Origin of the sequence: Stutzerimonas azotifigens (genome assembly GCF_013522725.1) — a bacterium.
Lineage (GTDB): Bacteria > Pseudomonadota > Gammaproteobacteria > Pseudomonadales > Pseudomonadaceae > Stutzerimonas > Stutzerimonas azotifigens_A.
This window is the reverse complement of sequence record NZ_JAAMRF010000006.1, coordinates 149,545-163,025: the sequence shown is the minus strand read 5'-3', so window position 1 is coordinate 163,025 and position 13,481 is coordinate 149,545. Positions and strand designations below refer to the sequence as shown.

At 64.2% G+C, this 13,481-nt stretch carries 11 protein-coding genes; 8 read left to right on the top strand and 3 right to left on the bottom strand.

Features of this window, described 5'->3' with window-relative positions; translation table 11 throughout:
• Nucleotides 1-124: 124 nt before the first annotated feature.
• From G7026_RS13170 to G7026_RS13140, 7 genes are all read left to right on the top strand, one after another.
• Nucleotides 125-1,234 carry an NADH:flavin oxidoreductase/NADH oxidase gene (locus G7026_RS13170; RefSeq protein WP_181071372.1) on the top strand — a complete coding sequence of 370 codons (1,110 nt, stop codon included), beginning with the start codon at nt 125-127 and terminating at the stop codon, nt 1,232-1,234.
• Between the two features lie 27 nt (nt 1,235-1,261).
• Nucleotides 1,262-1,990 (top strand): tellurite resistance TerB family protein, encoded by a 729-nt coding sequence (locus G7026_RS13165; RefSeq protein ID WP_181071371.1) that lies wholly within the window; start codon nt 1,262-1,264, stop codon nt 1,988-1,990.
• Between the two features lie 77 nt (nt 1,991-2,067).
• On the top strand, nt 2,068-3,726 hold the full coding sequence (locus tag G7026_RS13160) for a GMC family oxidoreductase (protein WP_181071370.1): 1,659 nt from the start codon (nt 2,068-2,070) through the stop codon (nt 3,724-3,726).
• Between the two features lie 92 nt (nt 3,727-3,818).
• A protein-coding gene (gene prfB, locus G7026_RS13155) for a peptide chain release factor 2 (RefSeq protein ID WP_181071369.1) occupies nt 3,819-4,914 on the top strand; the annotation gives its coding sequence in 2 pieces (ribosomal slippage) (nt 3,819-3,890 and nt 3,892-4,914; 1,095 coding nt in all).
• Nucleotides 4,915-5,147: 233 nt separating this feature from the next.
• Nucleotides 5,148-6,647 carry a lysine--tRNA ligase gene (lysS, locus tag G7026_RS13150; protein ID WP_181071368.1) on the top strand — a complete coding sequence of 500 codons (1,500 nt, stop codon included), beginning with the start codon at nt 5,148-5,150 and terminating at the stop codon, nt 6,645-6,647.
• Nucleotides 6,648-6,773: 126 nt separating this feature from the next.
• Nucleotides 6,774-8,069 carry a flavohemoglobin expression-modulating QEGLA motif protein gene (locus G7026_RS13145; protein WP_181071367.1) on the top strand — a complete coding sequence of 432 codons (1,296 nt, stop codon included), beginning with the start codon at nt 6,774-6,776 and terminating at the stop codon, nt 8,067-8,069.
• Between the two features lie 54 nt (nt 8,070-8,123).
• Nucleotides 8,124-8,450 (top strand): hypothetical protein, encoded by a 327-nt coding sequence (locus tag G7026_RS13140; protein WP_181071366.1) that lies wholly within the window; start codon nt 8,124-8,126, stop codon nt 8,448-8,450.
• Nucleotides 8,451-8,576: 126 nt separating this feature from the next.
• On the opposite strand, the gene G7026_RS13135 is transcribed toward G7026_RS13140, so the two are convergent.
• The 3 genes from G7026_RS13135 to G7026_RS13125 all read right to left on the bottom strand — a co-directional run bounded on the left by G7026_RS13135 (nt 8,577) and on the right by G7026_RS13125 (nt 10,403).
• A complete protein-coding gene (locus G7026_RS13135; RefSeq protein ID WP_181071365.1) occupies nt 8,577-9,383 on the bottom strand; it encodes an OmpA family protein in 807 nt (268 codons plus the stop codon).
• A gap of 113 nt (nt 9,384-9,496) precedes the next feature.
• Nucleotides 9,497-9,898 carry a DUF4398 domain-containing protein gene (locus tag G7026_RS13130; RefSeq protein WP_181071364.1) on the bottom strand — a complete coding sequence of 134 codons (402 nt, stop codon included), beginning with the start codon at nt 9,896-9,898 and terminating at the stop codon, nt 9,497-9,499.
• Between the two features lie 169 nt (nt 9,899-10,067).
• Nucleotides 10,068-10,403, bottom strand: coding sequence for a pilin assembly protein (locus G7026_RS13125; protein WP_181071363.1), 336 nt, complete (start codon nt 10,401-10,403; stop codon nt 10,068-10,070).
• Between the two features lie 187 nt (nt 10,404-10,590).
• Between G7026_RS13125 and ppc the strand changes: the two genes are divergently transcribed.
• On the top strand, nt 10,591-13,227 hold the full coding sequence (ppc, locus tag G7026_RS13120) for a phosphoenolpyruvate carboxylase (protein ID WP_181071362.1): 2,637 nt from the start codon (nt 10,591-10,593) through the stop codon (nt 13,225-13,227).
• Nucleotides 13,228-13,481 lie beyond the last annotated feature (254 nt).

Below are 13,481 nucleotides of genomic sequence, written 5' to 3'. Positions count from 1 at the left end.
GCCCATGGCTGCCGACGCTTGGGCGTGCTTCGGTGTGTTGTCGTGCAAATGGCGGTAGCGCGTCCGGCGAAACAGTCTGTACTGAAGGGTGTCCAACCCGCATCCATTGCAGTCGAGGTTTGCCATGACTCAGCTCTTCCAGCCCCTGACCCTGCGCCAGCTCACGCTGCCCAACCGCATCGCCGTTTCGCCGATGTGTCAGTACTCGGCCAAGGCCGGCATGGCCAACGACTGGCATCTCGTGCATCTGGGCAGCCGTGCGGTGGGGGGGGCCGGGCTGGTCATCGTCGAGGCGACCGCAGTCACGGCCGATGGTCGGATCTCACCGGAAGACCTGGGTATCTGGACCGACGAACATGTCGAGCCGCTGCGTCGAATCACCCGCTTCATCGAACAGCAGGGCGCATTCGCTGGCGTGCAACTGGCCCATGCCGGACGCAAGGCGAGCACCTGGCAACCCTGGCTGCGAAAGCACGGTAGCGTTCCGCTGGCCGCCGGCGGCTGGACCCCGGTCGGTCCGTCCTCGATCGCCTTCGATCCCGAACATGCATTGCCCACGGCGCTCGACGAGGCGGGCATCGATGCGGTCGTCCAGGCCTTCGTGCGGGCTGCCGAACGCTCGCTGGCCGCGGGGTTCAAGGTGGCCGAAGTGCATGCCGCGCATGGCTATCTGCTGCACCAGTTCCTGTCGCCACTCTCCAACCAGCGTCAGGATCGCTATGGCGGCTCGTTCGAAAACCGCATTCGCCTGCTGCTGGAAGTCACCGAAGCGGTGCGCGGCGTGTGGCCCGAGGAGCTGCCCTTGTTCGTGCGACTCTCGGCGACCGACTGGGTCGCCGATGGCTGGAATCCTGACGAGACGGTGGAGCTGGCGCGCCGCCTCAAGCAGCTGGGCGTCGACCTGATCGACGTGTCGTCCGGGGGCACGGCTGCCAATGCCGACATCCCGGTCGGCCCCGGCTACCAGACCCAGTTCGCCGAGCGGGTGCGGCGCGAGGCGGATATCGCGACCGGCACCGTGGGCATGATCACCGAGGCGGTGCAGGCCGAGCACATCCTGCGTACCGGCCAGGCCGACCTGATCCTGCTTGCCCGTGAACTGCTGCGCGATCCCTACTGGCCCCTGCATGCGGCGGAGTATCTGGGCGACCGCTCGGTGCCCTGGCCCGCTCAGTATGTACGGGCGGCACATCGCGATACGCCTGTTCGCCAGATCATGGCGGAACAGGACTGACATCCACCTGTTTTAGCGAGATTTCCCATGAAAACGAGCGGTTTACTCGATCAGCTACTCAAATCCGGTCAGGCGATGCTGCAGCAGAAGCAGCAGGTGCCCCGTGGCGGCAGCGTTTCCGGCGGCGGCAGTCTAGGTGACATGCTGTCGGGAGCCGGAGGTGGCGGGCTCGGCGGCTTGTTGTCCGGCGGCGGCAAGGGCGCGCTCGCCGCTGGTGCCATGGGCCTGCTGCTCGGAAACCGCAAAGCGCGCCGTTTCGGCGGCAAGGCTACGACCTATGGCGGGCTGGCGGCACTCGGGGTATTGGCCTACAAGGCCTATAACAATTGGCAGGCGCAACAGGGCAACACGACTAGCCCTGAGCCCCGCACCCTCGATCGGCTGCCGCCTGACGAGGTGGAAGGGCATAGTCAGGGGATTCTCAAGGCCTTGGTGGCAGCGGCCAAAGCCGACGGTCACGTCGATGATCGCGAGCGCCAGCTGATCGAATCCGAGATGGCCAAGCTGACCGATGACGTTGAGTTGCGCCAGTGGCTCGAGGCCGAGCTGAACAAGCCGCTGAGTCCGCAGGAGGTCGCCAGTGCGGCGACGACACCCGAGCTGGCTGCCGAAATGTACCTGGCCAGTCTGCTGGCGGTGGATGAGGAGCAGTTCATGGAGCGCGCCTACCTCGATGAGCTGGCACGCGCGCTGAAGCTCGAGCCTGGCTTGAAGGCCGAGCTGGAGAGCCAGGTCCGGGCCGCGGACAACGCCTGATCGGTAGCCTGTCACCGGTCCGAGTCGGAGAGGTCGCTTACGCAAGACAATAACAACAAGACGTGGAGTACCCGCAAATGCTGGAGCAGTTCGATTATTTGATCGTCGGGGCCGGCCCGGCCGGCTGCCTGTTGGCCAACCGGCTATCGGCCGACCCCGGTGTGCGGGTGCTCCTGCTGGAAGCTGGCGGTCGCGACAACTATCCCTGGATCCACATTCCGGTGGGGTACCTCTACTGCATCGGCAATCCGCGTACCGACTGGTGTTTCAACACCGAAAGCGAGCCCGGCCTGAACGGGCGCGCGCTCAGCTACCCGCGCGGCAAGGTGCTGGGCGGCTGTTCGTCGATCAACGGAATGATCTACATGCGCGGGCAGGCACGCGATTACGATCTCTGGGCCGAAGCGGGCAACCCCGGCTGGGCCTGGAAGGACGTGCTGCCCCTGTTCAAGCGAACCCAGAACCATCATGGCGGGGGCAGCGAATTCCATGGCGGGGAGGGCGAGTGGCGCGTCGAGCAGCAGCGCCTGTCGTGGGACATTCTCGATGCCTTTCGCGACGCTGCGCGTGAAAGCGGCATCGCCAGCGTCGACGACTTCAATGGCGGTGACAACGAAGGGTGCGGCTACTTTCAGGTCAACCAGCGCAGCGGCATACGCTGGAACGCTTCCAAGGCCTTTCTGCGACCGGTGAGCAAGCGCAGCAACCTGGTGGTCTGGACCCATGCCGAGGTGGAGCGGGTTCTGCTGGAGGATGGTCGGGCGGTCGGGCTGTCGTTGCGCCGCGACGGGGTGATGCAGGAAGTACGGGCGCGCCGCGAAGTGCTGCTGTGCGCCGGCTCAATCGGCTCGCCGGCGCTCCTGCAACGCTCGGGCATCGGCCCCCGGTCTTTGCTGGAAAGGCTCGGGATCGGCGTGCGTCACGAGTTGAGCGGTGTTGGCGGCAACCTGCAGGATCATCTGCAGTTGCGCCTAGTGTACAAGATCAGCGGTGTCTCGACCCTCAACCAGCTGGCCTCGACGCTGTGGGGCAAGATGGGCATGGGGGTGCGTTATCTGGCCAGCCGTAGCGGGCCGCTCGCCATGGCGCCCAGCCAGCTCGGCGCCTTTGCCCGCTCCGACCCGTCGCAGCCCTCGGCGAACCTGCAATACCACGTGCAGCCACTGTCGCTGGACAAGTTCGGCGACCCGCTGCACAGCTTTCCGGCGTTCACCGCTTCGGTCTGCAACCTGCGGCCATACAGCCGCGGCCGCGTGGAGATCCGCTCGGCCGACCCGCAGGTCGCGCCGTCGATCCAGCCCAACTACCTGAGCAACGAGCGCGATCTGCAGGTCGCCGCCGATGCTATCCGCCTGACGCGCCGGATCGTCGCCGCGCCGGCCCTGGCGCGCTACCGGCCCGAGGAATACAAGCCTGGCCCCGACTACCAGAGCGAAGCTGAGCTGCACGAGGCCGCGCGCGAAATCGGCACGACCATTTTCCATCCCGCCGGCACCTGCAAGATGGGGCAGGGCGCCGATGCCGTGGTGGACGCCGAGCTGCGTGTCCATGGCATCGCCGGGCTGCGCGTGGTGGATGCCTCGATCATGCCGAACATCGTCTCGGGCAACACCTGCTCGCCGGTGTTGATGATCGCCGAAAAGGCCGCCGATCTGATTCTCGGCAGCCAGCGGGCAAAGGCCGCGGCCTCTGCCGTCGAGTCGGTTCCGGAGAAGGAAACGGCAGCAGCGAGCTGATGCTGCAGATCGTCCCTGGCGGGCTGTCAGGGGCTGGCTGCTGCGTTATAATCGTCGGCTTTTCGCAACGTCCGATTGAGAGCTGCTCACCTATGGAAATCAACCCGATCCTCAACAGCATCAAGGACCTCTCCGACCGCACCCAGTCTATTCGGGGGTATCTTTGACTACGATCAGAAGCATGATCGTCTCGTCGAAGTAAACCGCGAACTCGAAGACCCCAACGTCTGGAATAACCCCGAGTACGCCCAGAACCTGGGCCGTGAGCGCGCGACGCTGGCGCTGATCGTCGAAACCATCGACGACCTCACCGGCAGCCTGGCCGACTCCCGCGACCTGCTCGACATGGCCGTCGAAGAAGACGACCAGAGCGCTGTGGACGACGTGGCCGCCGAGCTGGACCGCTTGCGCGGCATTCTCGAGGGGCTGGAGTTCCGCCGCATGTTCAGCGGCGAGATGGACCCCAACAACGCCTACCTCGATATCCAGGCCGGCTCCGGCGGCACCGAAGCCCAGGACTGGGCCAACATGCTGCTGCGCATGTACCTGCGCTGGGCCGACAAGCACGGCTTCGACGCCACCATCATGGAACTGTCCGAAGGCGAAGTGGCCGGCATCAAGGGCGCCACCCTGCATATCAAGGGCGAATACGCCTTCGGCTGGCTGCGTACCGAGATCGGCGTGCACCGTCTGGTGCGCAAGAGCCCGTTCGACTCCGGTAACCGACGCCACACCTCGTTCACCGCGGTGTTCGTCTCGCCGGAAATCGATGACAACATCGAGATCGAGATCAACCCGGCCGACCTGCGTATCGATACCTACCGCTCCTCCGGCGCCGGTGGTCAGCACGTCAACACCACCGACTCGGCGGTGCGTATCACCCACGTACCGACCAATACCGTGGTCAGCTGCCAGAACGAGCGTTCTCAGCACGCCAACAAGGACACCGCCATGAAAATGCTGCGGGCCAAGTTGTACGAGCAGGAAATGCAGAAACGCAACGCGGCGTCCCAGGCGCTGGAAGATTCAAAGTCGGATATCGGCTGGGGCCACCAGATTCGTTCCTACGTGCTCGATCAGTCGCGCATCAAGGATCTGCGTACCGGGATCGAGCGCAGCGACTGCGAAAAGGTGCTGGACGGGGATATCGACGAGTACCTCGAAGCCAGCCTGAAACAGGGGCTGTAAGCTGCTGCGCTTGGCCAGGCAGGGTGGGGCGGGCGCGTTCCGCTTCACCCGTAAGCCAGCTTCGGTGGGCTAAAGCCCACCCTACGTTACATGCACATATCCAGATGTAGGGCGGGCCGGGCGGCGTTCCGCTTCAGCCCACCCAAACAGGGCGCGGGTCCCGGTGGGCTGAAGCGGAACGCCCGGCATACCCTACTCAGGATCCATCCATTCGATTCCAGGCATTTTGAACCATGAGCGAACAACCGCTGAACCAGCACGCCATCCAAGAGGAAGAAAACAGCCTGATCCTTCAGCGCAAGGAAAAGCTGGCCGCCGAGCGTGCCAAGGGCAACGTCTTCCCCAATGACTTCCGTCGCGACAGCTACTGCAACGATTTGCAGCAGAAATACGCGGACAAGACCAAGGAAGAGCTGGCAGAAGCGGCAATCCCGGTGAAGGTCGCCGGGCGCATCATGCTCAACCGCGGCGCCTTCATGGTGATTCAGGACATGACCGGGCGCATCCAGGTCTACGTCAATCGCAAGACGCTGCCAGCCGAGACCCTGGAAGCCATCAAGCACTGGGACCTGGGCGACATCATCGCCGCCGAAGGCACACTGGCACGTTCGGGCAAGGGCGACCTCTATGTCGAGATGACCGACGTGCGTCTGCTGACCAAATCGCTGCGCCCGCTGCCGGACAAGCACCACGGCCTGACCGACACCGAGCAGCGCTATCGCCAGCGCTACGTCGACCTGATCGTCAACGAGGAAACCCGTCACACCTTCCGCGTGCGTTCCCAGGTGATCGGCCATATCCGCAAGTTCCTCAACGAGCGCGACTTCCTCGAAGTCGAGACGCCGATGCTGCAGACCATTCCCGGTGGCGCCGCAGCCAAGCCGTTCGAGACCCATCACAACGCACTCGACCTGCCGATGTTCCTGCGCATCGCCCCTGAGCTTTACCTCAAGCGATTGGTGGTCGGTGGCTTCGAGCGTGTCTTCGAGATCAACCGCAACTTCCGTAACGAAGGCGTTTCGACCCGGCACAACCCCGAGTTCACCATGCTCGAGTTCTACCAGGCCTACTCCGACTACGAAGACAACATGGACCTGACCGAAGAACTGTTCCGTGAGTTGGCGCAGCTGGTTCTGGGCAGCACCGACGTGCCGTACGGCGACAAGGTGTTCCACTTCGGCGAGCCCTTCGCCCGGCTGTCGGTGTTCGACGCGATTCTCAAGTTCAACCCCGAAATCAGCGCCGCTGACCTGCAGAACGTCGATACCGCCCGCGCCATCGCCAAGAAGGCCGGCGCCAAGGTGCTCGGTTTCGAAGGCCTCGGCAAGTTGCAGGTGATGATTTTCGAGGAACTGGTCGAGCACAAGCTGGAGCAGCCGACCTTCATCACCCGCTATCCGTTCGAAGTCTCGCCGCTGGCGCGTCGCAGCGACGACGATCCGAGCGTCACCGACCGCTTCGAGCTGTTCATCGGCGGGCGCGAAATCGCCAATGCCTATTCCGAGTTGAATGACGCCGAGGATCAGGCCGAGCGCTTCCATGCGCAGGTGCGCGACAAGGACGCGGGCGACGACGAGGCCATGCATTTCGATGCCGACTTCGTTCGTGCATTGGAATACGGCATGCCGCCCACCGCAGGCGAGGGCATCGGCATCGATCGTCTGGTGATGCTGCTGACCAATTCCCCCTCGATTCGCGACGTGATCCTGTTCCCGCACATGCGTCCCGAGTGACAGCCGTCGCGTCCGAGCGGTCCACGCCAGTGACGATGTGCGTGTCGTCAATGGCGAACCGCTTCCCGACGCGAGCGATTCGCTCGTGTAACCTGACAGGTACGGATCATCGCTGGCGAGGTTTGGATGAACACCCGTAACAACCTGGACGAATATCAGAGCATCGTGCGGGCGCTATCCGATCGCATCGTCGAGGTACAGACGCCTGTGCGGGTACTCGATGCGGTCAAATGGGACGAAAGCGTTCGCCAGCGTTTCTTCGAGAGCGGATGCCGGGAGCTGCCGCAGGTCGATCGCAATTACTACGACTCGCGTCCGCTGGCGTTCGACTCCGGCTCGAAAAAGCGGGAGTTCCAGGACATCGAACGGGATATCACCCGTCAGCTCGGCCAGTTCAGCCCGGTAGGGCAGATCATGCGGCGCATGTGCAAGGAATACCGCATGGTGATCCGCATGCTCGAGGCTCGCGGCACGGCCGACTTCGGAATGATCTCCCAGGAGCTTTACGGCGCGGCCTCCGATGCCTTCCATGCCGGTGATCCGACCCTGGCCGACCTCGGATTGATGCTGTCGGACTACCTGAACAATATCGCCGATCGCAGCGACCTCAAGGACGAACCCAAGACGGTGACCGCCAAGGAAGCCGTGGTGCTGCTGCAGGCGCGTCTCGATGCGGTGTTCGGCGAAGGCGAGGGCGTGATTCGGGTATTCGAGTCCGACGGTATTCTTGCCGATGCCGCCGCCGGTGCCGACTACATCAAGATCCGCAGCGATGCCATGTTCAACCCGCGCGACGTCCGGGCGCTGGAGGTTCATGAGGGGCTGGTGCATGTCGGCACCACCCTCAACGGGCAGAACCAGCCGATCTGCACTTTCCTGGCCAAGGGGCCGCCGTCGTCGACCGTGACCCAGGAAGGCCTGGCGATCCTGATGGAGGTGATTGCCTTCGCGTCCTACCCGACGCGCCTGCGCAAGCTCACCAACCGCACGCGGGCCATCCACATGGCCGAGGAGGGCGCCGACTTCCTCGACGTGTTCGGCTTCTTCCGAGAGCAGGGTTATTCGGACGAGGACAGCTACGGAAATGCCAGCCGGGTGTTCCGCGGTTCGATACCCGATGGGCTGCCCTTCACCAAGGACCTGTCCTACCTGAAGGGTTTCATCATGGTCTACAACTACATCCAGCTGGCCGTGCGAAAGGGAAGGCTGGAGCAGATTCCGCTGCTGTTCTGCGGCAAGACCACCCTGGAGGACATGCGTACGTTGCGCCAACTGGTGGACGAAGGCATGGTGGTGCCGCCCAAGTACCTGCCCCAGCAGTTCCAGGATCTCAACGCGCTATCGGCCTGGATGTGCTTTTCGAACTTCCTCAATCACCTGAGCCTCGACCGCATCGAGGCCGACTACTCCAACATTCTCTGATCGGACCCGGCCCATGGCGGCCGGCCCTGATCCGATCCGCAACCGGAACCCCGCATGAGCGAACGAAGCCCCATCCCGTTGATCCTCACCGCCATCGGCAGTGTCATCGGCACTGTCCTGGTGCTCTGGTACTACGGCTATCTGTATCTGTCGCGCCCGGAAGATGCGCTGCTGCTCAATGACTACACCATGCTCAAGACGGTGCCGGGCGAGGATTACCGGGTATCGCTGAGTCCGTCATCCCAGGTGGCTCAGTGCATCGACGGCGTCCTGGTCCTTTTCGACACCGAGCAAAAGGGCCTGACCGGCGTACTGGTGGACAAGCGCAAACGTGCCGTGCGCTGCATGGGGCAAGAGACGTCACCCGTCGAGCGGCCCTGAGGCTCCCACGGTTCACGCACTTGTTCATGGGAGCGGTCTCGACCGCGAAAGCGCGGGTGTGGCCAATCGTTCATGAAATGAAAAGCCCCGCGGATGCGGGGCTTTTCATTACGGCGACAGGTGCGCCTAGCTGCCCATGCTCGAACGCTCGCGAACCGGCTGCGAGTCGTTGGAGATGGTGACCTCTACGCGGCGGTTCATTGCCCGGCCCGAAGCGGTGGCGTTGCTGGCGACCGGATATTCCCTGCCATAGCCACGGGTCACGATGCGGCGCGCGTCCACGCCCATGCGGACCAGGGCCGCGCGGACGGCTTCTGCGCGGCGCTCGGACAGGCGCAGGTTATAGGCGTCCGAACCCGTGCTATCGGTATAACCCTCGACGATGAGCTGGCGGTCGGAGTTCTCGTTGAGGAAGTCCGCGAGCTTCTGCACGTCGCGCATGCCGCCAGGCTTGAGTTCGGCGCGATCCACGTCGAACAGCACATCACCGAAGGTCACCAGCGTGCCGCGATCGGTCTGCTTGGTCTGCAGGTCCTCCTGCAGCTGGCGGATCTCTTCCTGCTGGCGGCGCAGCTGGGCGTCGCGGGATTCGAGGCGGGCTTCGGCGCGCCTGGCCGAGGTCTGTTCGAGTTCCTGTTCGGCGGTGCGCAGCGCGATGGTCTGCTCGGCCAGCTCGACACGGCGCTTGGTCAGGTAGGCGAGCTGATCGACGCGCTCCTTGTCCTCCTTGTTTTCGTAGGCCTGGGTCGCCTTGTTGAGCATCTGCTCGGCATCGCGTGTTTCCAGCGCGGCCACCTGGGCGGCGCTGGGGTTGTTCTGCAGCGAGGTGAAGTGGGTACGTGCCTGCTCGAGATTTTCATTCGGCGGAGTGGCGCAGGCGGTCAGGCCGATGCTTACGGCAAGCAGCGTAGGGAGGGTAATGAGTTTGTGCATGATCTGGTCATCCTGTGTTGATGCGGATCGACAATGGGCAGATCGTTGAAAAGCAATGGCACGGTGACTGCGGTATCTGCAGGCTTTTCAACGAAAACCATGGGCGTCAGGGCTTATTGCGGCACGGCGCGCATGCTCTCTTCGCGCAGCTCCTGAATGCCCTGATCGGCGTCCTGCACGGCCCGCTGTGCCTTGGCGGCCTGCGCCTTGCGCTCGGCCACACGGGCATCCCACTCCGCCTGCTCGGCCAGCTTGCGCGCCTTGTCGTAATTTTCCTGCTGCATCTCCAGTTGAGCCTGGTTCCACTTGTCACGGGCGTTGCGCATTTCGACCGCAGCGAACTCGGTGCCACCGGCGCTTTCGGCATTGCGAACGGCGGATTCGGTAACGGCGAACTGCTCCTTAGGTGGCGGGCTGCCTGCGCAGCCGGCGAGTACGAGGCCGCTCAGGGCCAGGGCGGCGATGCCCGGCAGACGAATACGTGATTTCAGGGTTCCGGCAGTGTTTTCGCTCATGGTCAGTCTCCAGTGGAATGTCTGACAGTGAATGCCTCAAACGTGCTGTCCAGGGCCCTTCGTCAGGGCGGTGGAGCGACGTGGCATAGTTTTTCAGAGGCCGGCGTCACGCAAACGTTCAGTGAAGAAGGTATGCGCGCGCGAGGCGCCGCGAGGCATGCCGGTGACGTCAAGGCTGCTGTTCCTGCTGCAGGCGCAACAGATGTTTCTTCGACAGTTCGAGAAAGCGCGGTGTGGGCCCGGCATCCTCATAGACCGGGTCGCCTTGCTCGTCGGTGGTGATGACTTCGCTGCCCTGTTCGTAGGGCATGCTGGCTTCGACGGCTTCCAGCGCTGCGCTGACCAGCTCACCGAGCAGCTCTTCGGTGTTTCGCTTCGGGTACATTTCGGCCAGCGCGGCCAGGCGCGCCGCCGACTCCAGATCGAGCGGGATGTTGTAGCGGGTGCGGGTCATGTTGCCTTTGGCTTCGCTTTCCCAGTGCCTGACCAGTTCTGCGATTTTCATCTAACCGTCCTCAGCTCGCGGGCGCGAGCGGCTGCTTATCGAATGCGGCGTCACGCGCCGGCTTGCGAACACAAGGCGTTGTCTCGCCTTGCCATGCCCGCATGGGGTGGGCACTCTAGGTTCGATATGAATGTGGCTGCGCCGTTCAGCGGCAATGGCGTAGCGCTGCGAGCCGGAGAAGACAGCAATGGCGAAGATCGATGCGCGTCTGCGCGAGAATGTCCACCTGCTTGGCGAACTGCTCGGGCGGACCATCCGTGACCAGCATGGCGAGGAATTCCTGCGCAAGATCGAGTTGATCCGCAAGGGTGCCAAGGGTGCACGGCAAGGGTTCGCCGACGGGGCTCGGTTGCTGACCGAGACCCTCGACAGCCTGGACGAGCATGAACTGTTGCCCATGACCCGGGCGTTCAACCACTTCCTCAACCTCGCCAATATCGCCGAGCAATACCACCGCATGCGCCGTCGACGACCCGACGAGGCACCGCCGTTCGAGGGCAGTGTGCTGCCGGATCTGCTCGGGCGCCTGCTCGAAGCGGGCCACCCTGGCGAGGCGTTGGCCCGCCAGGTCGGGCGACTCGACATCGAGCTGGTGCTGACGGCACACCCCACCGAAGTGGCGCGGCGCACCCTGATCCAGAAATACGATGCCATTGCCGCGGAGCTCGCCGCCCGTGACCATTCCGATCTCTCGGCTGGCGAGCTCGCGCGCATCGAGCAGCGTCTCGAGCTGCTGATCGCAGAGGCCTGGCACACCGAGGAGATCCGCCGCAGCAGGCCGACGCCGGTCGACGAAGCCAAGTGGGGCTTCGCGGTGATCGAAAATTCCTTGTGGCATGCGTTGCCCAGCGTGATGCGCCAGACCGACGCCGCGCTGCGGCGCAGTACGGGCTTTCATCTGCCGCTCGAGGCGGCGCCGATCCGGTTCGCCTCGTGGATGGGTGGCGACCGGGACGGCAACCCGAACGTGACCGCCAAGGTCACGCGCGAGGTGTTGCTGCTGGCGCGCTGGATGGCCGCCGATCTCTACCACCGTGATGTCGACGAGTTGATTGGTGCGCTGTCGATGCAGGCCGCCAGCGAAGAGTTGCTCGCGCGCTCCGGTTCAACGGCCGAACCCTACCGCGCGTTGCTCAAGCAACTGCGCGAGCGTCTGCGTGCGACTCGTGACTGGGCACAGCGCGCGCTGCATCAGGAGTTGCCGCCGTCGCCGCTGGTGCTGCAGGACAACGCCGAGCTGCGCGAGCCGCTGGAGCTCTGCTACCACTCGCTGCATGCCTGCGGCATGGGTGTGATCGCCGATGGCGCGCTGCTCGATTGCGTGCGCCGGGCGGCGACTTTCGGGTTGTTCCTGGTTCGCCTGGATATTCGTCAGGACTCTTCCCGACACGCCGCCGCCCTCAGCGAGATCACCGATTACCTGGGGCTGGGCCACTACGATCAGTGGGACGAGCAGCGGCGCATCGAGTTTCTCCAGTCCGAACTGGATAACCGCCGGCCGTTGCTGCCTCGCGATTTTCGGCCTTCGGCCGACACCGCGGAGGTGCTTGCCACCTGTGCGGTAGTCGCGGCGGCTCCCGGCGCGTCCCTGGGCTCTTACGTCATCTCGATGGCACGCGACGCGTCCGACGTGCTGGCGGTGCAGCTCCTGCTCAAGGAAGCGGGGCTACGCCGGCCGATGCGTGTGGTGCCGCTGTTCGAGACGCTCGATGACCTGAACAACGCTGGCCCGGCGATTGACCGTCTGTTGCAGCTGCCGGGCTACCGTTTGCGCCTGCATGGCCCGCAGGAGGTGATGATCGGCTACTCGGATTCGGCCAAGGACGCCGGCACCACTGCGGCAGCCTGGGCGCAATACCGGGCCCAGGAAAGTCTGGTCAACCTGTGCCGCGACCACGGCGTCGAACTGCTCCTGTTCCACGGTCGCGGTGGCACGGTCGGCCGCGGTGGTGGCCCGGCCCATGCGGCAATCCTGTCGCAGCCACCGGGTTCGGTAGCGGGGCGCTTTCGCACCACCGAACAAGGCGAGATGATCCGCTTCAAGTTCGGCTTGCCCGAGATCGCCGAGCAGAATCTGAACCTGTACCTGGCCGCTGTGTTGGAGGCGACACTGCAGCCGCCGCCATTGCCCGAGCCGGCTTGGCGCGATGCCATGGACCGCCTGGCCAATGCTGGCGTGGAGGCATACCGCGGGGTCGTCCGGGACGATCCTCGGTTCGTCGACTACTTCCGTCAGGCGACCCCCGAGCAGGAGCTTGGGCGCCTGCCATTGGGCAGCCGGCCGGCCAAGCGTCGCGAGGGTGGCGTGGAAAGTCTGCGCGCGATTCCTTGGATCTTCGCTTGGACCCAGACGCGTCTGATGCTGCCGGCCTGGCTTGGCTGGGGCGAGGCGTTGCAGGGTGCGCTGGCGGCGGGAGAGCGTGAGCTGCTGCAGCAGATGCGCGAACGCTGGCCGTTCTTCTCGACGCGCATCGACATGCTCGAGATGGTACTGGCGAAAGCCGACGCGGAAATTGCCGAGCGTTACGACGAGCGCCTGGTGGCGGACGGCATGCGGCCGCTGGGTCAGCAGCTGCGCGACCGATTGTCGCAGACGGTCGAAGCCGTGTTGCAGCTGACTGGGCAATCCGAGCTGCTTACCCATAGCCCGGAAACCCTCGAAGCGTTCAGCCTGCGCAACACCTATCTGGACCCGTTGCACCTGTTGCAGGTCGAGTTGCTGGCGCGCTCGCGGCAGCGGCAGAACGAGCCGGAAAGCCCGCTGGAGCAAGCCTTGCTCGTCAGTGTCGCGGGCATCGCGGCAGGGTTGCGCAACACCGGTTGACGCTGCGGCAAGGCGTCGCGCAGAGGCCCCGCTGCGCAGTTGGGGCCGTACCCTGCAAGGCCCTGACGGTAGCGGGCGGGGGCCTGTCATCGACTACCGATGAGCTGCCTGCGCTGCTACTTTTGGCGGCTTGTGCCGCTTTGGGGCGCTGTGTATGGTGATCAACCTTTTGCCGCAGTGCGGCACCTAACAATAATTACCGAGATGCGCCGCATAAACTGGCCATCCGGCAGGATTTATTTCCAACTTAAGGA

Coding starts and splice junctions, on each gene's coding strand:
- G7026_RS13165 (WP_181071371.1), top strand. CDS start 1,262: ATGAAAACGAGCGGTTTACTCGATCAGCTACTCAAATCCGGTCAGGCG.
- G7026_RS13170 (WP_181071372.1), top strand. CDS start 125: ATGACTCAGCTCTTCCAGCCCCTGACCCTGCGCCAGCTCACGCTGCCC.
- lysS (WP_181071368.1), top strand. CDS start 5,148: ATGAGCGAACAACCGCTGAACCAGCACGCCATCCAAGAGGAAGAAAAC.
- G7026_RS13135 (WP_181071365.1), bottom strand. CDS start 9,383: ATGCACAAACTCATTACCCTCCCTACGCTGCTTGCCGTAAGCATCGGC.
- G7026_RS13130 (WP_181071364.1), bottom strand. CDS start 9,898: ATGAGCGAAAACACTGCCGGAACCCTGAAATCACGTATTCGTCTGCCG.
- G7026_RS13160 (WP_181071370.1), top strand. CDS start 2,068: ATGCTGGAGCAGTTCGATTATTTGATCGTCGGGGCCGGCCCGGCCGGC.
- G7026_RS13125 (WP_181071363.1), bottom strand. CDS start 10,403: ATGAAAATCGCAGAACTGGTCAGGCACTGGGAAAGCGAAGCCAAAGGC.
- G7026_RS13145 (WP_181071367.1), top strand. CDS start 6,774: ATGAACACCCGTAACAACCTGGACGAATATCAGAGCATCGTGCGGGCG.
- G7026_RS13140 (WP_181071366.1), top strand. CDS start 8,124: ATGAGCGAACGAAGCCCCATCCCGTTGATCCTCACCGCCATCGGCAGT.
- ppc (WP_181071362.1), top strand. CDS start 10,591: ATGGCGAAGATCGATGCGCGTCTGCGCGAGAATGTCCACCTGCTTGGC.